The following is a 26,052-nucleotide window of genomic DNA, read 5'->3' as shown; positions in this document are numbered from 1 at the left end:
CTTCATGACTGTCAATTCCATCGGGTCTTATGACTTTCCCCCGCTCGACCTCGAAGCGAACTTCCACGGCAATCGCCTGCTGTTCGTGGGCTGGGATCGCCACTTGATGTTCTGCTCGCCGTTCGCCCTGGCGGTCAACCCGGCCATGGGCTTCACCGAGTTGTGCGAGCAAGTGCTGCGTCCGGCCATGGCCGCGCACCCGGATACCGCCAAGGTCGATTTCAGCGCCAGCGTCTGGTTGCTCAACGACGAGCCCTGGGAGCCGGATTTCGCCGCCAGCCTGGACGCCAACGGCCTGTGTCACAAGGACATGCTGCGTTTGCAAACCCCCGGCCTGAACGGCTTGGGCAACTCCGCGAGCTGAGGTGAGCACCATGAGTTACAACGTCACCATCGAGCCGACCGGCGAAGTGATCGAAGTGGAGGAGGGCCAGACCATCCTCCAGGCCGCCCTGCGTCAGGGCGTGTGGCTGCCCTTCGCCTGCGGCCATGGCACCTGTGCCACCTGCAAGGTGCAGGTGCTGGAAGGCGACGTCGAGATCGGCGCCGCCTCACCCTTCGCCCTGATGGACATCGAGCGCGAAGAGGGCAAGGTGCTGGCCTGCTGCGCCACCGTGCAGAGCGACGTGACCATCGAGGCCGACATCGACGTCGATCCCGACTTTCTTGGCCATCCGGTGGTGGATTTCCACGCCACGGTGACGGCTATCGTTGAACTGTCGCCGACCATCAAGGGCGTGCACCTGCGCCTGGATCGATCAATGGCGTTCCAGTCCGGGCAATACGTCAACCTCGACCTGCCAGGCATTGAAGGCAGCCGGGCCTTCTCCCTGGCCAACCCGTCGGGCCAGGCCCGCGAGGTTGAATTGCATGTGCGCCTGGTCGAGGGCGGCGCCGCCACCAGCTATATCCACCAGCGGCTCAAGGTCGGCGATCAACTGCAGCTGTCCGGCCCCTACGGGCAGTTCTTCGTGCGTGGTTCGCAGCCAGGCGACCTGATTTTCATGGCCGGTGGCTCGGGCTTGTCCAGCCCGCAATCGATGATCCTCGACCTGCTTGAACAAGGCGACAGCCGCCAGATCACCCTGTTCCAGGGCGCACGCAACGTCGCCGAACTGTACAACCGCGAACTGTTCGAGGGCCTGGCCCGCGAGCACCGCAATTTCAGCTATGTGCCGGCACTCAGCCAGGCCACCGACGATCCGACCTGGCAGGGCTTCAAGGGCTTCGTGCATGACGCCGCCAAGGCCCATTTCGATGGTCGTTTCAGCGGGCACAAAGCCTATCTGTGCGGGCCGCCACCGATGATCGATGCGGCTATCAGCACCCTGATGCAGGGCCGCCTGTTCGAGCGCGACATCTTTATGGAGCGCTTCCTCACCGCCGCCGATGGCGCCGCCGATGGCCAGCGTTCCGCGCTGTTCAAGCGGATCTGAGGGCCGCCGCCATGGGCAGACAACATCAAGTGACCGAGGTCAGCAGCGGCCAGCACTTCAACTGCGACGAGGCGCTGCCGGTACTGACCGCCATGGAGCAGCAAGGGCTGTTCTGCGTGTCGGTGGGTTGCCGGGGTGGCGGCTGTGGCCTGTGCAAGGTGCGGGTGCTGGCGGGTGACTACGAGTGCGGGCGGATGAGCTGCAAGCACGTCCCGACAGCGGCGCGCGAACAGGGCTACGCCTTGGCCTGCCGCCTGTTTGCCCGTAGCGATCTGTGTATCGAGCGTGACCAAAAACCGTGCAGCGAAAACACGGTCGACCCACAACAAAGACAAAAGGTGTCGTTATGAAAAAAGGTGTGATGCGTCCCGGCCACGTGCAACTGCGCGTGCTGGACATGGCTAAGGCCCTGGAACACTACGTCGAGTTGCTCGGCCTGGTCGAGGTCGACCGCGACGAGCAAGGCCGGGTTTACCTCAAGGCCTGGACCGAGACCGACAAATTCTCCGTGGTGCTGCGCGAGGCCGATGAGCCGGGCATGGATTTCATGGCCTTCAAGGTGATCGACGATGCCTGCCTGACCCGCCTGGCCGGCGAGTTGTTGGAGTTCGGCTGCCAGGTGGAGGAACTGCCGGCCGGCGAACTCAAGGACTGCGGCCGCCGGGTGCAGTTCACCTCGCCCTCCGGACACCGCTTCGAGCTGTTCGCGCACAAGCAGGTCACCGGCAAGTGGGGTCTCGCCGAGGTCAACCCGGAAGCCTGGCCGCGTGGCCTCAAGGGCATGCGTGCGATGCGCTTCGACCATTGCCTGCTGTACGGCGACGAGCTGGACGAGACCCTGCGGCTGTTCACCGAGGTGCTTGGCTTCACCCTCGCCGAGCAGGTGCTCGATGGCGGCACGCGCATCGCCCAGTTTCTCAGCCTGTGCATGAAGGCGCACGACGTGGCCTTCATCCTCCATCCAGAAAAGGGCCGCTTCCATCACGCCTCGTTCTTCCTCGAGACCTGGGAGGACGTGCTGCGCGCTGCCGACCTGATCAGCATGACCGACACCTCGATCGATATCGGCCCGACCCGCCACGGCTTGACCCACGGCAAGACCATCTACTTCTTCGACCCGTCCGGTAACCGCAACGAGGTGTTCTGCGGCGGCGACTACCACTACCCCGATCATCCGGTGGTGACCTGGACCGCCGACCAGCTGGGCAAGGCGATCTTCTACCACGACCGGGTGCTCAACGAACGTTTCCTCACCGTGCTGACCTGAAGGCCCGGCTCGACTTATTGCAGAGATTGCGCAGATGAAAGAGATCAAGCATTTCATTAACGGTGCTTTCGTTGGTTCGGCCAGCGGCCGCACCTTCGAGGACATCAACCCGGCCACCGGCCAGGTGATCGGCCATGTCCACGAGGCCGGTCGTGCCGAGGTCAACACCGCGGTCAAGGCTGCGCGTGCCGCGCTCAAGGGCCCTTGGGGCAAGATGAGTGTGGCCGAACGCGCGGAGATCCTGCATCGCGTGGCCGATGGCATCACTGCCCGCTTCGACGAGTTTCTCGACGCCGAATGCCTCGACACCGGCAAGCCGAAATCGCTGGCCAGCCACATCGACATCCCGCGCGGTGCGGCCAACTTCAAGGTGTTTGCCGACCTGCTGAAGAATGTCGCCAACGAAGCCTTCGAGATGGCCACCCCGGACGGTGCCGGCGCGCTCAACTACGCGGTGCGTCGGCCCAAGGGGGTGATCGGGGTGATCAGCCCGTGGAATCTGCCACTGCTGCTGATGACCTGGAAAGTCGGTCCGGCCCTGGCCTGCGGTAACACCGTGGTGGTCAAACCGTCCGAGGAAACCCCGCTGACCGCCACCCTGCTCGGCGAAGTGATGCAGGCCGCCGGCGTGCCGGAGGGCGTGTACAACGTGGTGCACGGCTTCGGCGGCGATTCGGCCGGCGCCTTCCTCACCGAGCACGCGGACGTCGACGCCTACACCTTCACCGGCGAGACCGGCACCGGCGAGCTGATCATGCGCGCTGCGGCCAAGGGCGTGCGTCAGGTGTCGCTGGAACTGGGTGGCAAGAACGCCGGCATCGTGTTCGCCGATTGCGACATGGACAAGGCCATCGAGGGCACCCTGCGCTCGGCCTTCGCCAACTGCGGCCAGGTCTGCCTGGGCACCGAGCGGGTGTATGTCGAGCGGCCGATCTTCGACGAGTTCGTCGCCCGCCTGAAGGCCGGTGCCGAGAGCCTGGTGATCGGCCCGCCGGACGACGCGAGCAGCAACTTCGGCCCACTGGTCAGCCTCAAGCACCGCGAAAAAGTCCTCAGCTACTACCAGCAGGCGGTCGACGAGGGCGCCACCGTCGTCACCGGCGGCGGTGTGCCGCAGATGGCCGCGCACCTGGCCGGCGGCGCCTGGGTGCAGCCGACCATCTGGACCGGACTGGCCGACGATTCGGCGGTGGTCACCGAGGAAATCTTCGGCCCCTGCTGCCATATCCGCCCGTTCGACACGGAAGAGGAAGCCATCGAACTGGCCAACAGCCTGCCCTACGGGCTGGCCTCGGCGATCTGGACCGAGCACAGCTCGCGTGCCCACCGCGTCGCCGGGCAGATCGAGGCCGGCATTGTCTGGGTCAACAGCTGGTTCTTGCGCGACCTGCGCACCGCCTTCGGCGGCAGCAAGCAATCGGGTATCGGCCGGGAAGGGGGTGTGCACTCGCTGGAGTTCTACACCGAACTGAAAAACATCTGCGTGAAACTTTGAGGCGCCCATGAACGTATCCCTGAAGGCACCCGTGGAGAGCCCGGAGGTGGGCCGCGAGATCCTCGCCGCCGGTTGGCGCACCAATGTGCTGGAGCAGGGCAGCGGCTTTCCGCTGTTGCTGATCCACGGCTCCGGTCCCGGCGTTACCGCCTGGGCCAACTGGCGTCTGGTCATGCCGGAGCTGGCCCAAAAGCGCCGGGTGATCGCCCCGGACATGCTCGGCTTCGGCTACAGCGAGCGCCCGGCGGATGCTCACTACAACCTCGACACCTGGGTGCTGCATGCCCTCGGCGTGCTGGATGCGCTGGGTATCGCCCAGGCCGACCTGGTCGGCAACTCCTTCGGTGGCGCCATCGCCCTGGCCCTGGCCGTGCGTCACCCCGAGCGGGTGCGCCGGTTGGTGCTGATGGGCAGCGTCGGCGTGCCCTTCGAACTGACCCCGGGCCTGGATGCGGCCTGGGGCTATACCCCGACGCTGGCCAACATGCGCGCGCTACTCGACTTCTTCGCCTTCGACCGCGGCCTGGTCAACGACGAACTGGCCGAGCTGCGTTACCAGGCCAGCATCCGTCCGGGCTTCCAGGAGTCCTTCGCCGCCATGTTCCCGGCCCCGCGCCAGCGCTGGATTGAGGCGCTGTGCAGCGACGAGCGGGCGATCCGCGCGCTGCCCCACCAGACCCTGGTGGTGCATGGCCGTGAAGACCAGATCATCCCCCTGGAAACCTCGCTGACCCTGGCCCACTGGATTGCCAACGCCCAATTGCACATCTACGGCCACTGCGGCCACTGGACCCAGATCGAACACGCCGGCCGTTTCGCCCGTCTGGTCGAGGATTTCCTCGACGAGGCCGCCCCCCTTTCCTGAGAGAGAGACAAGCATGGACCAGATATTGATCAACGAGCTCGGCGACGAGCTGTACCAGGCGATGCTCAACCGCGAGGCGATCGCGCCGCTGAGCGAACGCGGTTTCGCCATCAGCATCGACGACGCCTACCACATCTCCCTGCGCATGCTCGAACGCCGGCTGGCTGCCGGCGAGAAGATCATCGGCAAGAAGATCGGCGTCACCAGCAAGGCCGTGCAGAACATGCTGGGCGTGTATCAGCCGGACTTCGGTTACCTGACCGACGCCATGGTGTTCAACAGCGGCGAGGCCGTGCCGATCAGCCAGCGGCTGATGCAGCCCAAGGCCGAGGGCGAGATCGCCTTCATCCTCAAGAAGGACCTGATCGGCCCCGGCGTGACCAACGCCGACGTGCTGGCCGCCACCGAATGCGTGATGCCCTGTTTCGAGATCGTCGATTCGCGCATCCGCGACTGGAAAATCAAGATCGAGGACACCGTGGCGGACAACGCCTCCTGCGGCCTGTTCGTGCTCGGCGATACGGCGGTGTCGCCACGCCAGGTCGATCTGGTCACCTGCGGCATGCTAGTAGAGAAGAACGGCCAGTTGCTCAGCACCGGCGCCGGCGCCGCGGCCCTGGGTTCGCCGGTCAACTGCGTGGCCTGGCTGGCCAATACCCTGGGTCGTTTCGGCATCCCGCTGAAGGCCGGCGAAGTGATTCTCTCCGGCTCCCTGGTGCCCCTGGAGCCGGTCAAGGCCGGCGACTTCATGCGCGTCGAAATCGGCGGCATCGGCAGCGCCTCCGTGCGCTTCACCTGATCGAACAGAGGACAAACCCATGAGCAAGAAACTCAAGGCGGCCATTATCGGCCCCGGCAATATCGGTACCGATCTGGTGATGAAGATGCTGCGTTCCGAGTGGATCGAGCCGGTGTGGATGGTCGGCATCGACCCCAACTCCGACGGTCTCAAGCGCGCCCGCGAATTCGGCATGAAGACCACAGCCGAAGGCGTCGACGGCCTGCTGCCGCACGTACTGGACGACGACATCCGTATCGCCTTCGATGCCACCTCGGCCTATGTGCATGCCGAGAACAGCCGCAAGCTCAATGCGCTGGGCGTGCTGATGGTCGACCTGACCCCGGCGGCCATCGGCCCCTACTGCGTGCCGCCGGTCAATCTCAAGCAGCACGTCGGCCGCCTGGAAATGAACGTCAACATGGTCACCTGCGGTGGCCAGGCCACCATCCCCATGGTCGCCGCGGTATCCCGCGTGCAGCCGGTGGCCTACGCCGAGATCGTCGCCACCGTCTCCTCGCGCTCGGTCGGCCCGGGCACGCGCAAGAACATCGACGAGTTCACCCGCACCACTGCCGGCGCCATCGAGCAGGTCGGCGGCGCCAGGGAAGGCAAGGCGATCATCGTCATCAACCCGGCCGAGCCGCCGCTGATGATGCGCGACACCATCCACTGCCTGACCGACAGCGAGCCGGATCAGGCCGCGATCACCGCCTCGGTCCAGGCGATGATCGCCGAGGTGCAGAAGTACGTGCCCGGCTACCGCCTGAAGAACGGCCCGGTGTTCGACGGCAACCGCGTGTCGATCTTCATGGAAGTCGAAGGCCTGGGCGACTACCTGCCCAAGTACGCCGGCAACCTCGACATCATGACCGCCGCCGCGCTGCGTACCGGCGAGATGTTCGCCGAGGAAATCGCCGCCGGCACCATTCAACTGCCGCGTCGCGACATCGCGTTCGCGTGAGGAGTAACACCATGAATTTGCACGGCAAGAGCGTCATCCTGCACGACATGAGCCTGCGCGACGGCATGCACGCCAAGCGCCACCAGATCAGCCTGGAGCAGATGGTCGCGGTCGCCACCGGCCTCGACGCCGCCGGCATGCCGCTGATCGAGATCACCCACGGCGACGGCCTCGGCGGGCGTTCGATCAACTACGGCTTCCCGGCGCACAGCGACGAGGAGTACCTGCGCGCGGTGATCCCGCACCTCAAGCAGGCCAAAGTCTCCGCCCTGCTGCTGCCCGGCATCGGCACCGTCGACCACCTGAAAATGGCCCTGGACTGCGGCGTCTCGACCATCCGCGTGGCCACCCACTGCACCGAGGCCGACGTCTCCGAGCAGCACATTGGCATGGCGCGCAAGCTCGGTGTCGACACCGTCGGCTTCCTGATGATGGCGCACATGATCAGCGCGGAAAAAGTCCTGGAACAGGCCAAGCTGATGGAAAGCTACGGCGCCAACTGCATCTACTGCACCGACTCGGCCGGCTACATGCTGCCCGATGAAGTCAGCGAGAAGATCGGCCTGCTGCGCGCCGAGCTGAACCCGGCCACCGAGGTCGGCTTCCACGGTCACCACAACATGGGCATGGCCATCGCCAACTCCCTGGCCGCGATCGAGGCCGGTGCGGTGCGCATCGACGGCTCGGTCGCCGGCCTCGGTGCCGGTGCCGGCAATACCCCGCTGGAGGTGTTCGTCGCGGTGTGCAAACGCATGGGCGTGGAAACCGGCATCGACCTGTACCGGATCATGGACGTCGCTGAGGACCTGGTGGTGCCGATGATGGATCAGCCGATCCGCGTCGATCGCGACGCCCTGACCCTGGGTTATGCCGGGGTGTACAGCTCGTTCCTGCTGTTCGCCCAGCGCGCCGAGAAGAAATACGGCGTGTCGGCCCGCGACATCCTGGTCGAACTGGGCCGTCGCGGCACAGTCGGCGGCCAGGAAGACATGATCGAAGACCTGGCCCTGGACATGGCCCGGGCCCGTCAGCAGCAGAAGGTGAGCGCATGAACCGTACCCTGACCCGTGAACAGGTGCTGGCCCTGGCCGAGCACATCGAAAACGCCGAACTGCATGCGCATGACATCGGCAAGGTGACCAACGACTTTCCCGAGATGACCTTCGCCGACGCCTACGACGTGCAGTGGGAAATCCGTCGGCGCAAGGAGGCCCGCGGCAACAAGATCGTCGGCCTGAAGATGGGCCTGACCTCCTGGGCGAAGATGGCGCAGATGGGCGTGGAAACGCCGATCTATGGCTTCCTCGCCGACTACTTCAGCGTGCCGGACGGCGGTGTGGTGGATTGCGCCAAGCTGATCCACCCGAAGATCGAGGCGGAAATATCGGTGGTGACCAAGGCGCCACTGCGTGGCCCGGGCTGCCATCTCGGCGACGTGATCGCGGCGATTGATTACGTGATCCCGACCGTCGAGGTGATCGACTCGCGCTACGAGAACTTCAAGTTCGACCTGATCAGCGTGGTCGCCGACAACGCCTCCTCGACCCGCTTCATCACCGGCGGGCGCATGGCCAGTTTGGAGGAGGTCGATTTGCGCACCCTCGGCGTGGTCATGGAGAAGAACGGTGAGGTGGTGGAACTCGGCGCCGGTGCGGCGGTGCTTGGCCATCCGTTGTCCAGCGTGGCGATGCTGGCCAACCTGCTGGCCGAGCGCGGCGAGCACATCCCGGCCGGCACCTTCATCATGACCGGCGGCATCACCGCCGCCGTGCCGGTGGTGCCGGGCGACAATATCACCGTGCGCTACCAGGGCCTCGGTTCGGTGTCTGCGCGCTTTATCTGAAACCCCGCGGCCAGCCTGCACAGGCGGGCCGCCCCTATTTTTGGAGGACGAGGCCATGCCCATCGCCCAGTTGTATATCCTCGAAGGTCGCAGCGACGAGCAGAAGGAAACCCTGATCCGCGAAGTCAGCGAGGCCATGGCGCGCTCGCTGGACGCGCCGATCGAACGGGTGCGGGTGATCATCACCGAGATGCCGAAAAACCACTTCGGCATTGGCGGCGAACCGGCGAGCAAGGTCAGGCGCTAGCAGTCTTGGCGTTAACTGCAGAGACCGCTGCGCTCATCCTGGGTGCTAGATTGCCGTTGTGGTGGCGACGGCAATTGATAAAAGTATCGCGTGCCCTGTAACGCCAAGCCGCGACCTCGCTCTAGTTGAGTACCGGCGTGCAAAACCTTGCGGCGACCGGCACTCTCTAACAATTTGAGGATTACCCCATGACTACCAAGACTATGGCTACCGGCGCTGCCCTGGCATTTGCTGCCGCGACCCTGTTCGCCGGCCTGACCAGCACCGTCGTCGTGGCTGAAGAAGCCGCAGTTCACTGTTACGGCGTCAACGGCTGCAAGGGCCAGAACGATTGCAAGACCGCCAACAACGCTTGCAAAGGCCAAGGTGCCTGCAAGGGCCAGGGCTTCAAGAGCATGACCCTGGCCGAGTGCAACAACGCCAAGGGTTCTGTCGGCGAGTGACGGCACGCGGAGTGGCCGTACTTCGGCCACTCCGGTCCTGCGGATATTCAAGGAGCCTGGCATGTCCGTCGAATCATCCAGCCTGGGCTATGGCCTGGGTCTGCGTACCCCCTATTACCAAGCGATTCTCGAGCAGCGACCGCACGTCGACTGGTTCGAGATTCTCTCGGAAAACTACCTGGTCGAGGGCGGTAAACCGCTCTATTACCTGGACGCCATCGGTGAACACTACCCGCTGGTGATGCATGGCGTGTCGCTGTCGATTGGCGGCCCGCATGAGCTGGATCGTGACTACCTGCGCCGTCTCAAACACCTGGCGCAGCGGGTGCAACCTGCATGGATCTCCGATCACCTGTGCTGGAGTCGCGGCAACGCCCACCAGATGCACGACCTGTTGCCGCTGCCCTACACCGAGGAGAGCCTGCAGCACGTCGCCGCGCGGGTGCGCCAGGTGCAGGACGTGCTCGAGCGGCCGCTGGTGCTGGAGAATGTTTCCAGCTACCTGCGCAGTGCCGACGATCAGTTCACTGAATGGCAGTTCCTCGCCGCGCTCAGCGAGCTCAGTGGCTGCGAGTTGCTGCTCGACGTCAACAACGTCTATGTCAGCGCGCGCAACCATGGTTTCGAGCCCTGGGACTTCATCAGCGGCCTGCCCAAGCAGCGTATCCGCCAACTGCATCTGGCCGGGCACAGCGATTACGGCAGCTACCTGATCGACACCCACGATCAGCCGGTCAGCGATCCGGTCTGGCAACTGTACCAGCGCACCCTGCGTCACCTCGGCCCGGTTGCCACCCTGCTGGAGCGTGACGACCACTACCCGCCATTGGAGGAGTTGCTCGCCGAACTGGACCAGGCCCGTGCCTATGCCGCCGTGGCTCTGGAGGGCGCGCCGACATGCGCCTGAACGACTGGCAGCGCGAGCTCGAGGCCTACCTGCTCGGCAGCGACCCGACAGCCAATCCGGCATTGCGTGCCAGCCTGCTGGGTAGCCCGGCGCTGAGCGCCGAAGACGGCTTGGCGATTTACCACAACGCCTACCGCGCGCGCCTGCTGGAAGCCTTGCGCGGCGATTACCACGCCGTACATGGCTGGCTGGGCGATGAGGAGTTCGACGCGCTGGCTGGCGCCTATATCGAGGCTCATCCTTCGCAGCACTTCAGTTTGCGCTGGTTGGGAGCGCGCCTCGCGAGTTTTATCGAGGGCTATCTGGTGGCCGAACAGAGCGCGCCGCTCAGCGAGCTGGCACGGCTGGAGTGGGCGTTCAGCCTGGCCTTCGATACGCCTGCGGGCGATCCCTTGAGTTTGCAGCAGATGGCCAGCCTGCCGGCCGAGGACTGGCCGACCCTGCAGGTGCGTCTGCTGCCCAGCGTGCAGTGGCAAAGCTGCCGCTATAACAGCGTGGCGGTCTGGCGCGCACTCAAGGATGACACGGCGTTTCCTGGCAGCCTGGCGCTGGAGCAACCGCAGGTCTGCCTGATCTGGCGGCAGGGTTTGATCAGCCAGTACCGCAGCCTGGAGCCCGGCGAAGCCGCGGCCTTGCACGGTATGGCCGTGGCCGGCTGGAGCTTCGCCGAACTCTGCGCGCAGTTGAGCGACCTTGGCGACAACGCGCCGCTGCAGGCCGCCACCTGGCTGCGCCAGTGGCTGAGCGATGGTCTGCTACAGCGATATGGCATATAGCCACTTGTTATGGAACCGAATAGCTGACAACCGAGTCATCTGAACTACCTTTTCAATTATTTTTAAAGGTGGAGGTTCCTATGCTCGCGTATCTGCCGCCGAACCTGCGTGACCTGCAACTGCCCCTGCGCCTGCGCCTATGGGACGGCACAGAGTTCGACCTCGGCCCTGAGCCGCGGGTGACTATGGTGGTCAAAGACCCGAGTCTGGTGGCGCAGCTGGCCCATCCCAGTCTGGATGCCTTGGGCGGTGCCTATGTCGAGGGGCGGGTGGAACTGGAAGGGCCGATGAGCGAAGTGATTCGCATCGGCGATGCCCTCAGTCAGGCGCTGGCGGATGATGATCCCAGCGAGCGATCGCGCGTGCCCCACGACAAGGACAGCGATGCGGCGGCGATCAGTTACCACTACGACCTGTCGAACGACTTCTACGCACTGTGGCTGGACCCGCAGATGGTCTATTCCTGCGCCTACTTCGAGACCGGCGCGGAAGACCTCGAGCAGGCGCAGCAGGCCAAGCTGCGCCACCTGTGTCGCAAACTGCGCCTGCAGCCGGGCGAACGGCTGCTCGATGTCGGTTGCGGTTGGGGCGGGCTGGCGCGCTTCGCCGCGCGTGAATTCGGCGTCGAGGTGCATGGCATCACGCTCAGTCGCGCGCAGCTGAAATTGGCACGTAAGCGAGTCAAGGACGAGGGCCTGGGTCAGCAGGTGCGCCTGGAACTGCTGGACTACCGTGACCTGCCGCAGGACGGTCGATTCGACAAGGTGGTCAGCGTCGGCATGTTCGAGCACGTCGGCCATGCCAACCTGCCGCTTTATTGCCAGCGTCTGTTCGGCGCGGTGAAGGCCGGAGGCCTGGTGATGAACCATGGCATCACCGCGAAATTCACCGATGGCCGGCCGGTGGGGCGCGGCGGTGGCGAATTTATCGGGCGTTACGTCTTCCCCGAAGGCGAGTTACCGCACCTGGCGACCATGACCGCGCACCTCAGCGAAGCAGGCCTGGAGGTGGTCGATGTGGAAAACCTGCGGCTGCACTATGCGCGCACCCTGGAGCACTGGAGCGCGCGGCTGGAGGAGCGCTTGGACCAGGCAGCACAGCTGGTGCCGGAGCAAGCCCTGCGCATCTGGCGGCTGTACCTGGCCGGCTGCGCCTACGGTTTCGCCCGTGGTTGGATGAGCCTGCATCAGATCCTGGCGGTCAAGCCGCACGCCGATGGCAGCCACGGCCTGCCCTGGACCCGTGCAGATCTGTATCGCTGAGGTTAGGACGCCGTCTATACGCGCGGTAATGAATGTAGGCAGCCCCATGCCTTGAGCAGGGCAGTTTCCTTCAATACCGCGCCTTTCACGCCTGTCAGTCTGCGCCTTCTCTCTGGCGATGCTGGCAGGTATGCGATGACTCTTCTGCTTTCCATGGCGGCCTTTGCCCTGGCTTCCTCGATTTCCCCTGGCCCGGTCAACCTGGTGGCGCTCAGTTCCGCTGCCCGCTATGGCCTGCGCGCCAGCTTGCGGCATGTGACCGGCGCGACCCTGGGCTTCACCCTGTTATTGCTGGCCATGGGCCTGGGGCTGCACCGCCTGTTGCAGCAGTGGCCGGTGCTGGCGGCGCTGATCCGCTGGGCCGGCGTGGCCTTTCTGCTCTATATGGCCTACGGCCTGGCGCGGGACGATGGCTGGCTCAATAGTGGCAAGGCGCAACAGCCACCCACCCTGCTCACTGGCGCGGTGATGCAGTGGCTCAACCCCAAGGCCTGGCTGGCGGCCCTGGCCGGCATGGGCGCCTACGCGGCGGACGGCGAACTGGGCGTGGTCGGGCAGTTCGCCGCGTTGTATTTCGTCATCTGTTATCTGTCTCTCGCCTGCTGGGCCTATGCCGGCGCGTTCCTGCGCCCATATCTGGAGCAACCGCCGCGCATGCGCCTGTTCAATCGCGCCCTGGCCCTGCTGCTGCTGGCGTCTGCGTTCTATCTGCTGTGGTCGTGATCAGACCGCGCGGCGGTATTGGCCGGGGGTGGCGGCGAGCAGCTGCTTGAAGGTGCGCTGCAAGTGCGCCTGGTCGGCGAAACCGGCAGCCAAGGCCACCTCGGCGATCTCGCCGCCCTGTCGGAGTCTGGATTGGGCGTATTGGATGCGGCTGTTGATCAGGTAGGCGTGGGGCGTCATGCCATAGCCGCGGCGGAAGCTGCGGGTCAGGTAGGAAGGGGAGAGTCCGGCCGCCGCGCAGATGTCTTCCAACTTCAACGCCTCGGTGCAGTGCGCGCGAATGAACTCGGCCGCCAGGTGCACGCGTGGATTGTCCTCGCGGCGGCTGCGGGGCGCCGGGGCGAGGCGACGCTGCAGTCCGGCGAAGAACTCCAGCAGGGCGCAGTGCTTGCGCAGGCTGTCGGCCTGTTGGTCGCAGAGCAGGTCATACAGGCGATTCAGCCCGACGTAGAGCATCGGATCCTGGCTGAGGATGGTCGAGAAGGCGTGTAGCGGCTGGTTGCGGCTGAAACCCAGCTGTTGCTGCAGTTCGGTCAGCCAGGGCACATCCACATAGAACATGCGATAGGACCAGGGCTGGCCCTCCAGCGGGTTGCAGGCATGCACGTCACCGGGGTTCATCAGCACCACGCTGCCGGCACCGATTCGTTCGCGCGCCTTCTCGTTGAGGTAGGTGCTGCGACCGTGGGTGATGGCGCCGATCGAGAAGCATTCATGGGAATGCCTGGCGTAGCACAGCTGGCGCCCATCCAGCACATCCCTCACCTCGACGAACGGCAGGGCCGGGTCGCGCCAGAAGCGTGGGGTGGTCGGCTGATCCACTGTTGCCATGTTGCCTGCCCGCTGACTGATTCAGACCAAGGCTCCGACTATAGCCGGCTGCGCCAGCGGCACAACCCCTCGCGCGCCTGCAATGGGCTGCGCTTTGCCTTACCATGCCGGGATTGGGTCGAGTCGAGCCGTGCATGCCAGCCTTTTTTCAGCGTTTTCGCGTCATCCTGATCGTGCTGCTGATCCTCCTCGGCCTGCTCGTCAGCATGTGGCTGGCCGGGCGATATGCCGAGCAGCGCGCCTGGCAGGAGCGCAGCGTCGAGGCGCGTGGCCAATTGCAACTCTATGCCCAGTCGATTCATACCCTGGTCGAACGCTTCCGTTCGGTGCCCGAGGTGCTGGCGCTGGACAGCGATATCAAGTCGCTGCTGCATGCGCCGGACGATCGCCTGTTGCGCGAAAAACTCAATCAGCGCCTGGAGCAGTTGAACACCGCCGCCGGCTCCACCGTGCTCTACCTGCTCGACAGCCAGGGCGAGACGCTGGTGGCAAGCAACTGGCGCGACTGGAGCAGCTTCGTCGGCAACAACTACGCCTTCCGCCCGTACTTTCAGGATGCCGTGCGCCAGTCTTCCGGGCGCTATTTCGCAGTGGGCGTGACCACCGGGGTTCCCGGTTATTTCCTTTCCCATGTGGTGCGCGACGATGACGGCGCGGTGCTCGGCGTGCTGGTGGTCAAGCTCGAACTGGAGGCGTTGCAGCGCGAGTGGGCCGGCCAGGCCGGGGTGTTGCTGGTGGCCGACAGTTACTCGGTGGTGATTCTCAGCAGCCGCCCGGCCTGGCGCTTTCTTGCCCTGCAAGCGTTGAGCGAACAGGCCCGTGACGAGCTGGTGGAGGTGCGCAAGTATGCCGAACAGGCGCTGCAACCGCTGCCCAGCGAACTGCGCCGGCGCATCGGCGCGGACAGCGAATGGCGCCGGGTCGATGGCCCGGACGGGCGCCGCGATTACCTCTGGCAACGCCTGGCGCTGCCCGAGGAAGACTGGACCCTGCACCTGCTGGTCGAGCCGCAGACCCTGGTCAATAGCGTGCGCAGCTACCGCCTGGCCGCCGCCGGGGTGTGGATGACTCTGGCGTTCCTGTTGCTGTTCCTGGCCCAGCGGCGCAAGAACCAGCGCCTGCAGGCCGGCATTCGCGAGCGCCTGGAGCGCGAGGTGGCGCTGCGCACCGCCGAGTTGCGCGAGGCCCAGGATGGCCTGGTGCACGCGGCGAAGATGGCCGCGCTGGGGCAGATGTCGGCGGCCATGGCCCATGAAATCAATCAGCCGCTGACCGCCATGCAGATGCATCTGGGCAGCTTGCGCCTGCTGCTCGACAGCGGTCGCCAGGCCGATGTGCACGAAGGCTTGCGCCGTATCGATGGCTTGCTGCAACGCATGGCCGGGCTTACCGGGCACCTGAAGACGTTCGCCCGCAAGAGCCCGGCCGGCCTCAGCGAACGCTTGCGCCTGGGCGATGTGCTGGAACAGGCGCTGCAACTGCTGGGGCCACGCCTGCGCGGCGAGCAGGTTGAATTTCGCAGCGATATAGACAGCAACGCGCTGGTGCTGGGCGATGCGATTCGACTCGAGCAGGTGCTGCTCAATCTGCTGAACAACGCCCTGGATGCCATGGCCGGTGCCGAGCAGCGGCTGCTCAGCGTGTCGATCCAGCGTCAGGGCGAGCAGTGCCTGCTGAGTATCATGGACAGTGGCGGCGGCATTGCCGATGAAAACCTGACGCGCGTGTTCGAGCCGTTCTTCACCACCAAGCCGGTGGGCCAGGGCTTGGGCCTCGGCCTGGCGGTGTCCTACGGCATCGTCCGTGAGCTGGGTGGCAGCCTGGGCGTGAGCAATGGCGCGACGGGTGCGCTGTTCACCATCAGGTTGCCGGCGGCGTCGAACCCGTGACAACCCGTAGGATGGGTTAGCGGCGCAGACCAGAATAGGTAAAGACAACGAGGCTATTCGAGCGCCGCGTAACCCATCAGGTCGTGATGCAGAGGGACGCCATTGGTGGGTTACGGCGCGTCGGGCATCGGCGCGCAGGCGCGTTACTATGCGCCTAACCCACCCTACGAAAATACCCAGGCGCTACACTGCCGCCGTCGAGAAAGGAGGTGCTATGAGCGGTCAGGTAATAGTGGTCGATGATGAGACGGCGATCCGCGAGGCGGTGCAGCAGTGGCTGGAGCTCTCGGGGTTTCGCGTACAAAGCTGCGCCAATGCGGCACAGGCCCTGGCGCTGATCGACCGCGACTTCCCCGGAATCGTCATCAGCGACGTGCGCATGCCCGGTACCGATGGCTTGCAACTGTTGGACAAGCTGCTGGAACTGGACCGCGACCTGCCGGTGATCCTGGTCACCGGCCACGGCGATGTGCCCATGGCGGTGCAGGCCCTGCGCCAGGGCGCTTATGACTTTATCGAGAAACCCTTCACCCCCGAGCGTTTGCTCGACAGTGTGCACCGCGCCCTGGACAAGCGCCGGCTGGTCTGCGAGAACCGCCAACTGCGTCAGCAGTTCGCCCTCAAGGACCATATCGAGGCGCAACTGCTCGGCGTCTCACGACCGATGGAGAGCCTGCGCCGGCAGATTCTCGAGCTGGCTGGTACCTCGGTGAATGTCCTGATTCGCGGCGACACCGGCAGCGGCAAGGAGCGGGTCGCCCGTTGCCTGCATGATTTCAGTTCGCGGGCCGGCAAGCCCTTCGTCGCCCTCAACTGTGCGGCGATCCCGGAGCAACTGTTCGAGAGCGAGCTGTTCGGCCACGAAAGCGGCGCCTTCACCGGTGCCCAGGGCAAGCGCATCGGGCGTATCGAGCATGCCGACGGCGGCACCCTGTTTCTCGACGAGGTGGAAAGCCTGCCGCTGGCCCAGCAGGTCAAACTGCTGCGGGTACTGCAGGAGAAAACCCTGGAGCGGCTCGGTTCCAACCGCAGTATCCAGGTCGATCTTCGGGTGATCAGCGCGGTCAAGCCGGATCTGCTCGATGAAGTGCGCGCCGGGCGTTTCCGCGAGGATCTGTACTACCGGCTGAACGTCGCCAGCCTGCGCATTCCACCGCTGCGCGAGCGGCGCGAGGACATTCCCCTGCTGTTCGAGCACTTCGCCAGCCAGGCCGCCCAGCGCCACGGCCGCGAGCTGCCGCCGCTGTCGCCAGCCGACTTGACCCGGTTGCTCGGTCACGACTGGCCGGGCAATGTGCGCGAGCTGATCAACGCCGCCGAGCGTCAGGCACTGGGTCTGAGCACCCCGGTTGAAGATGCTGGCGAGTTGCCGGCGCAGTCGTTGGCCGAGCAGATGGAAACCTTCGAGGCGCAATGCCTGCACCGTGCCTTGCAGCACTGCCAGGGCAATATCGCCGAGGTCATGGCGCTGTTGCAGCTGCCGCGACGCACCCTCAACGAGAAGATGCAACGCCATGGCCTGCAGCGCAGCAGCTATCGCCCGGCGGGCAGTGGCGACGAGGATTGAGGTCGGCCCGATAAACGCCGCGCACTCCGCGACAGCCTTAGAATTTATCCGGGCGCAGCACCTCCACCTGCGCCAGGTAGCAGACCATGGCGAAGTTGGCGTAGTACTGGTCCTGCAGGTGGGCGGCCAGGCGTTCGGCGATGTCCCGGGTACAGATGATCTCCAGACGGATATTGCCCTCGGTGTCCCAGTCGGCGCTGCGCACGCCATGGCCACCACGGCCACGGGCGTCGGAGATGGTCCAGCCGGGAGCACCGAGCTGTTGCAGGTCGGCCAGCAGCTTCTTCTCCAGCGCGGCTTCGCAGATCACGGTGAGCAGGGTACGGGTGTGTGCGTTCATCTCAGAGTCCCCAGGCGATCAGTTGTTCGGCCAGCGCCAGATACAGCGGAATGCCGATCAGGATGTTGAAGGGAAAGGTGATCCCCAGCGAGGCGGTCAAGGATAGCGAAGGATTGGCCTGCGGTAACGCCAGACGCAGGGCCGCCGGCACCGCGATATAGGAGGCGCTGGCCGCCAGGGTGGCGAGCATTGCGGTGCCGCCGAGAGACAACCCCATAAAGCGCGCCAGCAGCGCCCCGACCAGCGCCCCGAGCAGTGGCATGAACAGGGCGAAGCCGACCAGGCGCAGGCCGAACTGCTTCAGCGAGCCCAGCTGGCCGGAGGCGATCAGGCCCATCTCCAGCAGGAAGAACGCCAGCACCGGCTTGAACATGCTGGTGTACAGCGGCTCCAGCGGCTTGATCGCTTCCTTGCCGGCCACCGCACCGATGATCAGGCCGCCGAGCAGCAGCATGATGCTCTTGCCGAGGAAGATCTCCCGCCCCAGTTCGCGCCAGTCGGTATCGCGGGCCAGGCCCTTGGCCAGGAGGATGCCGACCAGGATTGCCGGAATCTCCAGAATCGCCACAAACAGCGGCATATAACTCTCGAACTCGATGCCACGGGCCAGCATGAACGCCACCACCACGGCAAAGGTACCGGCGCTGACCGAGCCATAGTGCGCCGCTACTGCCGCCGCATTGACCCGATCAAAGCCCAGACCACGCAGCACGGCAAAGGCCAGCAGTGGCAGCGCCACACCCAACCCCAACACCAGCGCCGCCTGGCCGAGCAATTGCCAGCTGGCCTGTTCGGCCAGTTCCACGCCGCCGTGCAGACCAATGGCCAACAGCAACATGATGGACAGCGTTTCATACAGGGCTGGCGGGAGCTTCAGCTCGCTTTTCAGCAGGCCGGCACACAGACCGAAGAGAAAAAACAGCACCACCGGGTCAAGCCCCATTACCGCCTCCAACACCCATGACAGCCCGGCGTTCAGTTAAAAAAAGGGAGCCTTGCGGCCCCCCGAGGTAAACAGTTGCGGCGTCCTGAGCCCATCAGGGGATGGGCTTCAGTGACCCGACTTTACTCGATCTCGATCAGCACTTCGCCCGGATTGACCCGGTCGCCCTTGGCTACATGCACGGCCTTGACCGTACCGGCGATCGGCGCCTGCACTTCGGTCTCCATTTTCATCGCCTCGCTGATCAATACCGCCTGGCCGGCTTTCACCGTGTCGCCTTCCTTGACCAGCACATCGACGATATTGCCCGGCATGCTGGTGCTGACGTCGCCCGGCGCACTGGCCTGCTTGCGCTTGCCGCCGGTACCCGCGACGAAGTCGTTGAGCGGCTCGAACACCACTTCTTCCGGCATGCCGTCGATGGACAGGTAGAAGTGGCGCTTGCCCTCGCCCTTGACGCCGACGCCGGTGATGTCGACCCGGTAGCTTTCGCCGTGCACGTCGATGACGAACTCGGTCGGCACCCCGGCGCCCCCGGCAGCGGCCACGCTACCGCCCTCGGGAATCGGCAGCAGTACTTCCGGGGTCAGGCTGCCGGCCTCACGTTCCTCGAGGAACTTGCGGCCGATGTCCGGGAACATGGCATAGGTCAGCACGTCCTCTTCGGACTTGGCCAGGGCGCCGATTTCGCCGCGCAGCTTGCTCATTTCCGGCTTGAGCAAATCGGCCGGACGCACGTCGATCACGTCTTCGTTGCCGATCGCCTGCTTGCGCAGTTGCTCGTTGATTTTGCCCGGCGCCAGGCCGTAGCGGCCCTGCAGATAGAGTTTTACCTCGTTGGTGATGGTCTTGTAGCGCTCGCCAGCCAGCACGTTGAACACCGCCTGGGTGCCGACGATCTGTGAAGTCGGGGTCACCAGCGGCGGAAAACCGAGGTCTTCGCGGACCCGCGGAATTTCCGCGAAGACCTCGTTGATCCGGCTCAACGCGCCCTGTTCCTTGAGCTGGTTGGCCAGGTTGGACATCATCCCGCCCGGCACCTGGTTGACCTGCACGCGGGTATCCACCGCGGTGAATTCGCTCTCGAACTGGTGGTACTTCTTGCGCACGGCATAGAAGTACAGGCCGATCTCCTGGATCAGCGCCAGGTCCAGGCCGGTGTCGTATTCGCTACCCTTGAGCGCGGCGACCATCGACTCGGTGCCCGGATGGCTGGTGCCCCAGGCGAAGCTGGAGATGGCGGTGTCGATATGCTCGGCACCCGCCTCGATGGCCTTGAGCTGGCACATCGCACCCATGCCCGAGGTGTCATGGCTGTGGATGAACACCGGCAGGTCGACCTCGGCCTTCAGCGCCTGGACCAGCTCGAAAGTGGCATAAGGGGTGAGCAGGCCGGCCATGTCCTTGAGCGCCACCGAGTCGATGCCCATGTCCTGCATGGCCTTGGCCTGAGCGACAAAGGCCTCGACCGTGTGCACCGGGCTGGTGGTGTAGGCGATGGTGCCCTGGGCATGCTTGCCGGCGGCCTTCACCGCGGCGATGGACACGCGCAGGTTACGCACGTCGTTCATCGCGTCGAAGATGCGGAACACATCGATGCCGTTGGCCGCCGCCTTGGCGACGAAGGCCTTGACCACGTCGTCGCTATAGTGGCGATAGCCGAGCAGGTTCTGCCCGCGCAGGAGCATCTGCAGGCGGGTATTGGGTAGCGCCTTGCGCAGTTCGCGCAAACGCGTCCAGGGGTCTTCCTTGAGGAAGCGCACACAGGCGTCGAAGGTCGCGCCGCCCCAGACCTCCAGCGACCAGTAACCAACCTGGTCGAGCTTGTCGCAGATCGGCAGCATGTCGTCCAGGCGCATGCGCGTGGCCAGCAGCGACTGGTGCGCGTCACGCAGGATGGTGTCGGTGACGGCGATGCGTTTCGGCTGATCGGTCTTGCTCATCTCTGTTCTCCTGACGCCCGGATAGGATCCGTGGCTGCAACTGCCGGACTGGGTCCGAGCTACGATTCGTTAGAGCCCGGCGTGGGCGGCGATGGCGGCGGCGATGGCCAGCGCCAGCTCTTCGGGCTTGCGCTTGATCGAGTACTGGGTCAGTTCCGGGTGGCTTTCGACGAAGCTGGTGTTGAACTGGCCGCTACGGAATTCCGGGTTGCGCAGGATCTCCTGATAATAGGCCGCGGTGGTCTTCACCCCCTGCAGGCGCATGTCGTCCAGGGCGCGCAGGCCGCGATCCATCGCCTCTTCCCAGGTCAGCGCCCAGACCACCAACTTCAAACACATCGAATCGTAGTAGGGCGGGATGGTGTAGCCGGTGTAGATCGCCGTGTCGGTGCGCACACCGGGGCCGCCGGGGGCGTAGTAGCGGGTGATCTTGCCGAAGGACGGCAGGAAGTTGTTCTTCGGGTCCTCGGCGTTGATGCGGAACTGCAGGGCGAACCCGCGGTGGATGATGTCCTCCTGCTTGACCGACAGCGGCAGGCCGGAGGCGATGCGGATCTGCTCGCGAACGATATCGATGCCGGTGATTTCTTCGGTGATGGTGTGCTCCACCTGCACCCGGGTGTTCATCTCCATGAAGTACACCTCGCCCTCGGCGAGCAAGAACTCCACGGTACCGGCGTTCTCATAACCCACCGCCTTGGCCGCGCGCACCGACAGATCGCCGATATAGGCGCGCTGCTCGGGGGTCAGCTGCGGGCTGGGGGCTATCTCGATGAGCTTCTGGTTGCGCCGCTGGATCGAGCAGTCGCGCTCGAACAGGTGCACCACGTTGCCGAAGCTGTCGCCGAGAATCTGCGCCTCAATGTGCTTGGGATTGACGATGCATTTTTCCAGGAACACTTCCGCCGAGCCAAAGGCCTTGGTCGCTTCGGAAATCACCCGCGGAAACGCCTGCTCCAGTTCTTCGCGCGAGTTGCAACGGCGAATACCACGGCCGCCGCCGCCGGAGGTGGCCTTGAGCATCACCGGGTAACCGATGCGCTCGCCTTCGACCAGGGCCTCGGTAATGTCGGCGACGTTGCCCTCGGTGCCAGGAGTGACCGGCACGCCGGCCTTGATCATGCTGCGTCGCGCTTCGGTCTTGTCGCCCATGCGGCGAATCACCTCGGCGGACGGGCCGATGAACTTGATCCCGCGCTCGGCGCAGATATCTGCCAGCTCGGCATTCTCGGACAGAAAGCCGTAACCGGGATGCAGGGCATCGCAGCCAGTTTCCACCGCCAGATTGACCAGCTTGCGCGGGTTCAGGTAACCGGCCAGGGGATCGGCACCAATGCCATGGGCCTCGTCGGCACGCTTGACGTGCAAGGCCATACGGTCGGCGTCGGAATAGACGGCCACCGAGCGAATGCCCATTTCGGCGCAGGCGCGCACGATACGGACGGCGATCTCGCCGCGGTTGGCAATCAGGATTTTCTTGATCACGCGTGCTTCCTCGACCCAGTGGACAGACAGGTAATCGCTAGTGGCTAGTCGCGACCACCCATGCACCCTACGCCTGCGCGTTGAATAATCGAAATCAATAATAATTTGCTTGGCTATAAGTCATAGCTTATACACTCGGCCGAAAGCCCCGCCGCAAGGCCCACCCGCAGCTAGCCGAACGAGGTATCCCGTGCGCAAGTCCTTGATGCGCATCACCCTGCGCCAACTTCAGGTGTTCCGCGCGGTGTGCCAACAGCGCTCCTACAGCCGCGCCGCCGAAGACATGTCGCTGACCCAGCCGGCGGTTAGCCTGCAAATCCGCCAGTTGGAAGAGCTGCTCGGCCAACCGCTGTTCGATTACGTCGGCAAGAAGCTCTACCTGACCGACGCCGCCGAGGCCCTGCAGCGGGCTAGCGCGGATATATTCGGCCGCCTGGAAAGCCTCGACATGCAGCTGGGCGACCTGCAAGGCTCCCTGCAGGGGCAGTTGAGCCTGGCCGTCGAGTCCAGCGCCAAATACTTCACGCCGCACCTGTTCGCCGCTTTCCGTCGCCAATACCCGGAAGTCAGTTTGCAGCTGGTGGTGACCAATCACGCCCAGGCACTCAAGCGCCTGAGCGCCAACCGCGATGACTTGCTGATCATGTCGCAGGTGCCGACGGACCTGAATCTGGAGTTCTTGCCCTTCCTCAATAACCCGATCATCGCGGTAGCGCCAGCGCCGCACCCGCTATGCCAGCAGGGCGCACTGACCTTGCAAGACCTCACCGCCTGGCCGCTGCTGGTGCGCGAGCGGGGTTCGGGCACCCGTCAGGCCGGCGAGGAATTTTGCCATCAGAAACGCGCGCACTTCGCCCAGACCCTGGAGGTCGGTTCGACCGAGAGCCAGCTCGAAGGGGTGCTCGCCGGCCTCGGCCTGGCGCTGTTGCCACGCCACGCCGTGCGCCGCGAACTGGCGTGCGGCGCATTGCGCGAATTGCCGGTGGCGGAGCTGCCATTGCTGCGCAGCTGGTGCCTGGTGCATCCGCGCGGTAAATACCTGTCGCCGGTGGCCCAGGCGTTTTTCGCCTTCGTGCGCGATCAGCGCAGCCAGATCAACGCCCTGGCTGAGCGCTTCGCCGAGCCGGCGCCTGAGCGGCCGCCAGGTAGTTAGCGGCGACCAGCTCCGGGTAATCGGCCAATTGCTCCTGCAACTGCCGGTGTTCGGCGTAGCTTTCGATGGCGCGGCGGTATTCCATACGACGCTGGTCGAGCAGCTTGCGCCGGCTTTTCGCATCAGTGTTGACGTGTGACTGCGCTTCATTCGAATAACGAGGCATCTCAGGTCTCCCAGGCTGAACAACGGGAATGACAGGATCGGCCTGGGATGTGACGCTTTGTGGGCAAGGCGATGAAGGTGCGATGAACTTGAGACGTTGTCGTCCGTATATGGACTCTGCCGTTGCGCTGCCGGTTTCGCGGATTGCGCCAAGGCTTATCCGGCTACGAGAGCTGGGCAGGGAGGATGCTGCAGAACGTGCCCATTGATCGAAGGGGCAGGGCTCTGGGTTCGCTAATCCTCGTGCGGCTTCACTGACTTGGGCGACAGGCGCAGGCTGCGTAAGCTGCGCTTGACGCTCTTCAGGTGGTTGACCAGGCTCGGGCCGCGTGACATGGCGACGCCCATGGCCAGCACATCGATCACCACCAGGTGGGCGATCCGCGAGGTCAGTGGGGTATAGATCTCGGTGTCTTCCTGCACGTCGATGGCCAGGTTGATCGTGGCCAGGTCGGCCAGCGGGGTCTGGCTCGGACACAGGGTGATCAGCGTGGCGCCGGATTCACGCACCAGGTTGGCGGTGATCAGCAGGTCCTTGGAGCGGCCGGACTGGGAGATGCAGATGGCCACATCGGTGGGCTTCAGGGTCACCGCCGACATCGCCTGCATGTGCGGGTCGGAGTAGGCGGCGGCAGTCAGCAGCAGGCGGAAGAACTTGTGCTGGGCATCCGCCGCCACCGCGCCGGAGGCGCCGAAACCATAGAACTCCACGCGCTGGGCCTGAGCACAGGCGGCAATGGCACGCTGCAAGGCCTGTGTGTCGAGATTCTCGCGCACCTCGATCAGGGTGTGCAGGGTGGTGTCGAAGATCTTCAGGCTGAAGTCGGCGACCGAGTCGTCTTCATGGATCGCGAACTGGCCGAAGCTGGCGCCAGCGGCCAGGCTCTGCGCCAGTTTCAGCTTCAAGTCCTGGAAACCGCTGCAGCCGATGGCCCGGCAGAAGCGCACGATGGTTGGCTCGCTGATGCCGACGCTGTGGGCCAGGTCGGCCATGGAACTGTGCATCACCGCGGCCGGGTCGAGCAGCACATGGTCGGCCACCTTGAGTTCCGACTTGCGTAACAGATGGCGCGACTGGGCGATGTGCTGCAACAAATTCACGGGCATGGGCTCGGGCTGAAAGATGACGAATACGTTGTGCCATCTTCAGCCGAGAGACGACTCGGTTATGATCGGGGCACGCCGTGGGTGTAGTGACTTTGTAGTTATACTACATGGCCGACGCCCCCGCACGGCTAAACCGAGTCGGAGTTCCCGCTTTGAGCATTCCCTGTGACATGCTGGTTTTTGGCGGCACGGGCGATCTGGCCCTGCACAAGCTGCTGCCTGCGCTCTACCACCTGCACCGCGTCGGCCGGCTGCACGCTGACGTGCGTATCCTTGCCCTGGCGCGCAGCCCCCATAGCCGTAGCGCCTACCAGGCCCTTGCCGAACGCCACTGCCGCGCCGAAGTGGCCCGCGCCGACTTCGACAACGACACCTGGCAGAGCTTCGCCGCGCGCCTCGATTATTTCGCCATGGACGCCAGTCAGAGTGCCGACTTCGGTCGCCTGGCCAAGCACCTGGGCGCCGCTGGCGAACGCGTGCGGGTCTACTACCTGGCCACCGCCCCCGACCTGTTCGAGGACATCGCCTCGCACCTGAAGATCGCCGGCCTGGCTGGGCCTCACGCGCGCATCGTGCTGGAGAAGCCGATCGGTCACTCGCTGGCGTCGGCGCAGGCGATCAACGCGGCGATCGGTGCGGTATTCGACGAGTCGCGGGTATTTCGCATCGATCATTACCTGGGCAAGGAAACCGTGCAGAACCTGATGGCGCTGCGCTTCGCCAACGCCCTGTTCGAGCCGGTGTGGCGCGCCGGGCACATCGACCACGTGCAGATCAGCGTGTGCGAGACCCTCGGCGTGGAAAATCGCGGCGCCTACTACGACAACGCCGGCGCCATGCGCGACATGATCCAGAACCACCTGCTGCAACTGCTCTGCCTGGTGGCCATGGAGGCGCCGGTGCGCTTCGACGCCGAGGCGGTGCGCAACGAGAAGCTCAAGGTGCTCGAGGCGCTGAAGCCCATCTCCGGCCTCGACGTGCGCGACAAGACCGTGCGCGGCCAGTACAGCGCCGGCAAGATCGGCGGGCAGGAAGTGCCGGCCTACTACTTCGAGAAGAATGTCGACAACGACAGTGATACCGAGACCTTCGTCGCCCTGCAGGTGGGAGTCGAAAACTGGCGCTGGGCCGGCGTGCCCTTTTACCTGCGCACCGGCAAGCGCCTGGCGAAGAAAACCTCGGAGATCCTGATCCAGTTCAAGCCGGTGCCGCACCAGCTGTTCGGCGACGGCGAGGCCAATCGCCTGCTGATCCGCCTGCAGCCGGAGGAGTGCATCAGCCTGCAACTGATGGCGAAGAACCCCGGCAAGGGCATGCAGCTGGCGCCGGTGGAGCTGGACCTCAACCTGGCCCAGGCGTTTCACCAGAAGCGCCGCTGGGACGCCTATGAGCGCCTGCTGCTGGACGTGATCGAAGGCGACTCGACGCTGTTCATGCGCCGCGACGAAGTCGAAGCGGCCTGGAGCTGGATCGATCCGATCATCAATGGCTGGCAGCAACACCACCAGAGCCCGCGACCCTATGCGGCCGGCAGCAGCGGGCCGGAGCAAGCCAACCTGCTGCTGGAACTGGCGGGACGCAAGTGGATGGAGTGAGCCGACGCACACGGCGCCGACCCACCGG

The 26,052-nt window shown here is 64.8% G+C and carries 27 protein-coding genes; 20 read left to right on the top strand and 7 right to left on the bottom strand.

All coding sequences use genetic code 11. From position 1 onward, the window contains the following. The first annotated feature begins 4 nt into the window (after positions 1 to 4). The 16 genes from VCJ09_RS24390 to VCJ09_RS24315 all read left to right on the top strand — a co-directional run bounded on the left by VCJ09_RS24390 (position 5) and on the right by VCJ09_RS24315 (position 13,006). Entirely contained in the window at positions 5 to 364 is a 360-nt protein-coding gene (locus VCJ09_RS24390; protein WP_324732554.1) for a phenol hydroxylase subunit P4, read from the top strand. 10 nt (positions 365 to 374) lie between these two features. Continuing rightward, positions 375 to 1,436, top strand: a complete 1,062-nt coding sequence (locus VCJ09_RS24385) for an NADH:ubiquinone reductase (Na(+)-transporting) subunit F (protein ID WP_324732553.1) — start codon at positions 375 to 377, stop codon at positions 1,434 to 1,436. Between the two features lie 11 nt (positions 1,437 to 1,447). Next, entirely contained in the window at positions 1,448 to 1,786 is a 339-nt protein-coding gene (locus tag VCJ09_RS24380) for a 2Fe-2S iron-sulfur cluster binding domain-containing protein (protein WP_324732552.1), read from the top strand. After that, positions 1,783 to 2,703 (top strand): catechol 2,3-dioxygenase, encoded by a 921-nt coding sequence (locus VCJ09_RS24375; RefSeq protein WP_324732551.1) that lies wholly within the window; start codon positions 1,783 to 1,785, stop codon positions 2,701 to 2,703. Before VCJ09_RS24380 ends, VCJ09_RS24375 begins: the two co-directional genes overlap by 4 nt. 34 nt (positions 2,704 to 2,737) lie before the next feature. Then, entirely contained in the window at positions 2,738 to 4,198 is a 1,461-nt protein-coding gene (locus tag VCJ09_RS24370) for a 2-hydroxymuconic semialdehyde dehydrogenase (protein WP_324732550.1), read from the top strand. 19 nt (positions 4,199 to 4,217) lie between these two features. Beyond that, on the top strand, positions 4,218 to 5,063 hold the full coding sequence (locus tag VCJ09_RS24365; RefSeq protein WP_324734729.1) for an alpha/beta fold hydrolase: 846 nt from the start codon (positions 4,218 to 4,220) through the stop codon (positions 5,061 to 5,063). Positions 5,064 to 5,076: 13 nt separating this feature from the next. Continuing rightward, positions 5,077 to 5,862, top strand: a complete 786-nt coding sequence (dmpE, locus tag VCJ09_RS24360; RefSeq protein ID WP_324732549.1) for a 2-oxopent-4-enoate hydratase — start codon at positions 5,077 to 5,079, stop codon at positions 5,860 to 5,862. A gap of 19 nt (positions 5,863 to 5,881) precedes the next feature. After that, positions 5,882 to 6,805, top strand: a complete 924-nt coding sequence (locus VCJ09_RS24355; protein ID WP_324732548.1) for an acetaldehyde dehydrogenase (acetylating) — start codon at positions 5,882 to 5,884, stop codon at positions 6,803 to 6,805. Positions 6,806 to 6,816: 11 nt separating this feature from the next. Beyond that, entirely contained in the window at positions 6,817 to 7,857 is a 1,041-nt protein-coding gene (gene dmpG, locus VCJ09_RS24350; RefSeq protein WP_324732547.1) for a 4-hydroxy-2-oxovalerate aldolase, read from the top strand. Next, positions 7,854 to 8,648, top strand: a complete 795-nt coding sequence (gene dmpH, locus VCJ09_RS24345) for a 2-oxo-3-hexenedioate decarboxylase (protein WP_324732546.1) — start codon at positions 7,854 to 7,856, stop codon at positions 8,646 to 8,648. The genes dmpG and dmpH overlap by 4 nt, the downstream gene beginning before the upstream one ends. Positions 8,649 to 8,703: 55 nt before the next feature. Next, positions 8,704 to 8,895 (top strand): 2-hydroxymuconate tautomerase, encoded by a 192-nt coding sequence (locus VCJ09_RS24340; RefSeq protein WP_324732545.1) that lies wholly within the window; start codon positions 8,704 to 8,706, stop codon positions 8,893 to 8,895. Positions 8,896 to 9,083: 188 nt separating this feature from the next. Beyond that, the gene (gene bufA2, locus VCJ09_RS24335; RefSeq protein ID WP_324732544.1) at positions 9,084 to 9,338 is read left to right on the top strand and encodes a BufA2 family periplasmic bufferin-type metallophore; all 255 of its coding nucleotides are present in this window, start codon (positions 9,084 to 9,086) and stop codon (positions 9,336 to 9,338) included. 61 nt (positions 9,339 to 9,399) lie between these two features. Further along, entirely contained in the window at positions 9,400 to 10,245 is an 846-nt protein-coding gene (gene bufB, locus VCJ09_RS24330; RefSeq protein ID WP_324732543.1) for an MNIO family bufferin maturase, read from the top strand. Further along, on the top strand, positions 10,236 to 11,021 hold the full coding sequence (locus VCJ09_RS24325; RefSeq protein ID WP_324732542.1) for a DNA-binding domain-containing protein: 786 nt from the start codon (positions 10,236 to 10,238) through the stop codon (positions 11,019 to 11,021). The genes bufB and VCJ09_RS24325 overlap by 10 nt, the downstream gene beginning before the upstream one ends. Before the next feature lie 80 nt (positions 11,022 to 11,101). Beyond that, a complete protein-coding gene (gene cfaB, locus VCJ09_RS24320) occupies positions 11,102 to 12,283 on the top strand; it encodes a C17 cyclopropane fatty acid synthase CfaB (protein WP_324732541.1) in 1,182 nt (393 codons plus the stop codon). A gap of 135 nt (positions 12,284 to 12,418) precedes the next feature. After that, positions 12,419 to 13,006: a LysE family translocator gene (locus VCJ09_RS24315; RefSeq protein WP_324732540.1), complete on the top strand. Its 588-nt coding sequence runs from the start codon at positions 12,419 to 12,421 to the stop codon at positions 13,004 to 13,006. Here the strand turns inward: VCJ09_RS24315 and VCJ09_RS24310 are convergent, their stop codons facing one another. After that, on the bottom strand, positions 13,007 to 13,837 hold the full coding sequence (locus tag VCJ09_RS24310) for an AraC family transcriptional regulator (protein WP_324732539.1): 831 nt from the start codon (positions 13,835 to 13,837) through the stop codon (positions 13,007 to 13,009). It lies immediately after the preceding gene. Between the two features lie 134 nt (positions 13,838 to 13,971). On the opposite strand from VCJ09_RS24310, the gene VCJ09_RS24305 reads away from it, so the two are divergent. Both VCJ09_RS24305 and VCJ09_RS24300 read left to right on the top strand, forming a co-directional pair. After that, positions 13,972 to 15,726: a sensor histidine kinase gene (locus VCJ09_RS24305; protein ID WP_324732538.1), complete on the top strand. Its 1,755-nt coding sequence runs from the start codon at positions 13,972 to 13,974 to the stop codon at positions 15,724 to 15,726. A gap of 214 nt (positions 15,727 to 15,940) precedes the next feature. Next, a complete protein-coding gene (locus VCJ09_RS24300; protein ID WP_324732537.1) occupies positions 15,941 to 17,293 on the top strand; it encodes a sigma-54-dependent transcriptional regulator in 1,353 nt (450 codons plus the stop codon). Between the two features lie 37 nt (positions 17,294 to 17,330). Here VCJ09_RS24300 and VCJ09_RS24295 read toward each other — a convergent pair whose 3' ends face one another. From VCJ09_RS24295 to VCJ09_RS24280, 4 genes are all read right to left on the bottom strand, one after another. Further along, the gene (locus VCJ09_RS24295) at positions 17,331 to 17,633 is read right to left on the bottom strand and encodes a P-II family nitrogen regulator (protein ID WP_324732536.1); all 303 of its coding nucleotides are present in this window, start codon (positions 17,631 to 17,633) and stop codon (positions 17,331 to 17,333) included. 1 nt (position 17,634) lies between these two features. After that, positions 17,635 to 18,576 (bottom strand): sodium-dependent bicarbonate transport family permease, encoded by a 942-nt coding sequence (locus VCJ09_RS24290; RefSeq protein WP_324732535.1) that lies wholly within the window; start codon positions 18,574 to 18,576, stop codon positions 17,635 to 17,637. Between the two features lie 122 nt (positions 18,577 to 18,698). Beyond that, positions 18,699 to 20,519 (bottom strand): sodium-extruding oxaloacetate decarboxylase subunit alpha, encoded by a 1,821-nt coding sequence (gene oadA / locus VCJ09_RS24285; protein ID WP_079204018.1) that lies wholly within the window; start codon positions 20,517 to 20,519, stop codon positions 18,699 to 18,701. A 69-nt stretch (positions 20,520 to 20,588) separates the two neighbouring features. Further along, positions 20,589 to 22,004, bottom strand: coding sequence for an acetyl-CoA carboxylase biotin carboxylase subunit (locus VCJ09_RS24280; protein WP_079204017.1), 1,416 nt, complete (start codon positions 22,002 to 22,004; stop codon positions 20,589 to 20,591). 190 nt (positions 22,005 to 22,194) lie between these two features. Between VCJ09_RS24280 and VCJ09_RS24275 the strand changes: the two genes are divergently transcribed. Continuing rightward, positions 22,195 to 23,157 carry a LysR family transcriptional regulator gene (locus VCJ09_RS24275; protein WP_324732534.1) on the top strand — a complete coding sequence of 321 codons (963 nt, stop codon included), beginning with the start codon at positions 22,195 to 22,197 and terminating at the stop codon, positions 23,155 to 23,157. Here VCJ09_RS24275 and VCJ09_RS24270 read toward each other — a convergent pair. Next, positions 23,099 to 23,323, bottom strand: a complete 225-nt coding sequence (locus tag VCJ09_RS24270) for a PA3496 family putative envelope integrity protein (RefSeq protein WP_079204015.1) — start codon at positions 23,321 to 23,323, stop codon at positions 23,099 to 23,101. The genes VCJ09_RS24275 and VCJ09_RS24270 overlap by 59 nt on opposite strands. A gap of 233 nt (positions 23,324 to 23,556) precedes the next feature. Then, positions 23,557 to 24,423: a transcriptional regulator HexR gene (gene hexR, locus VCJ09_RS24265; RefSeq protein WP_324732533.1), complete on the bottom strand. Its 867-nt coding sequence runs from the start codon at positions 24,421 to 24,423 to the stop codon at positions 23,557 to 23,559. Between the two features lie 113 nt (positions 24,424 to 24,536). Between hexR and zwf the strand changes: the two genes are divergently transcribed. Next, positions 24,537 to 26,024 carry a glucose-6-phosphate dehydrogenase gene (gene zwf, locus VCJ09_RS24260; protein ID WP_324732532.1) on the top strand — a complete coding sequence of 496 codons (1,488 nt, stop codon included), beginning with the start codon at positions 24,537 to 24,539 and terminating at the stop codon, positions 26,022 to 26,024. Positions 26,025 to 26,052 lie beyond the last annotated feature (28 nt).

It is taken from the genome of Pseudomonas paeninsulae (assembly GCF_035621475.1).
Taxonomy (GTDB): domain Bacteria; phylum Pseudomonadota; class Gammaproteobacteria; order Pseudomonadales; family Pseudomonadaceae; genus Aquipseudomonas; species Aquipseudomonas paeninsulae.
The sequence above is the reverse complement of the archived record's forward strand: the minus strand, read 5'-3'. Positions and strand labels throughout refer to the sequence as shown.

Coding starts and splice junctions, on each gene's coding strand:
- dmpG (WP_324732547.1), top strand. CDS start 6,817: ATGAATTTGCACGGCAAGAGCGTCATCCTGCACGACATGAGCCTGCGC.
- bufA2 (WP_324732544.1), top strand. CDS start 9,084: ATGACTACCAAGACTATGGCTACCGGCGCTGCCCTGGCATTTGCTGCC.
- dmpH (WP_324732546.1), top strand. CDS start 7,854: ATGAACCGTACCCTGACCCGTGAACAGGTGCTGGCCCTGGCCGAGCAC.
- VCJ09_RS24355 (WP_324732548.1), top strand. CDS start 5,882: ATGAGCAAGAAACTCAAGGCGGCCATTATCGGCCCCGGCAATATCGGT.
- VCJ09_RS24375 (WP_324732551.1), top strand. CDS start 1,783: ATGAAAAAAGGTGTGATGCGTCCCGGCCACGTGCAACTGCGCGTGCTG.
- VCJ09_RS24305 (WP_324732538.1), top strand. CDS start 13,972: ATGCCAGCCTTTTTTCAGCGTTTTCGCGTCATCCTGATCGTGCTGCTG.
- VCJ09_RS24315 (WP_324732540.1), top strand. CDS start 12,419: ATGACTCTTCTGCTTTCCATGGCGGCCTTTGCCCTGGCTTCCTCGATT.
- VCJ09_RS24385 (WP_324732553.1), top strand. CDS start 375: ATGAGTTACAACGTCACCATCGAGCCGACCGGCGAAGTGATCGAAGTG.
- VCJ09_RS24310 (WP_324732539.1), bottom strand. CDS start 13,837: ATGGCAACAGTGGATCAGCCGACCACCCCACGCTTCTGGCGCGACCCG.
- VCJ09_RS24390 (WP_324732554.1), top strand. CDS start 5: ATGACTGTCAATTCCATCGGGTCTTATGACTTTCCCCCGCTCGACCTC.
- VCJ09_RS24340 (WP_324732545.1), top strand. CDS start 8,704: ATGCCCATCGCCCAGTTGTATATCCTCGAAGGTCGCAGCGACGAGCAG.
- VCJ09_RS24325 (WP_324732542.1), top strand. CDS start 10,236: ATGCGCCTGAACGACTGGCAGCGCGAGCTCGAGGCCTACCTGCTCGGC.
- VCJ09_RS24370 (WP_324732550.1), top strand. CDS start 2,738: ATGAAAGAGATCAAGCATTTCATTAACGGTGCTTTCGTTGGTTCGGCC.
- zwf (WP_324732532.1), top strand. CDS start 24,537: ATGGCCGACGCCCCCGCACGGCTAAACCGAGTCGGAGTTCCCGCTTTG.
- VCJ09_RS24295 (WP_324732536.1), bottom strand. CDS start 17,633: ATGAACGCACACACCCGTACCCTGCTCACCGTGATCTGCGAAGCCGCG.
- VCJ09_RS24380 (WP_324732552.1), top strand. CDS start 1,448: ATGGGCAGACAACATCAAGTGACCGAGGTCAGCAGCGGCCAGCACTTC.
- oadA (WP_079204018.1), bottom strand. CDS start 20,519: ATGAGCAAGACCGATCAGCCGAAACGCATCGCCGTCACCGACACCATC.
- VCJ09_RS24300 (WP_324732537.1), top strand. CDS start 15,941: ATGAGCGGTCAGGTAATAGTGGTCGATGATGAGACGGCGATCCGCGAG.
- dmpE (WP_324732549.1), top strand. CDS start 5,077: ATGGACCAGATATTGATCAACGAGCTCGGCGACGAGCTGTACCAGGCG.
- VCJ09_RS24290 (WP_324732535.1), bottom strand. CDS start 18,576: ATGGGGCTTGACCCGGTGGTGCTGTTTTTTCTCTTCGGTCTGTGTGCC.
- cfaB (WP_324732541.1), top strand. CDS start 11,102: ATGCTCGCGTATCTGCCGCCGAACCTGCGTGACCTGCAACTGCCCCTG.
- VCJ09_RS24270 (WP_079204015.1), bottom strand. CDS start 23,323: ATGCCTCGTTATTCGAATGAAGCGCAGTCACACGTCAACACTGATGCG.
- bufB (WP_324732543.1), top strand. CDS start 9,400: ATGTCCGTCGAATCATCCAGCCTGGGCTATGGCCTGGGTCTGCGTACC.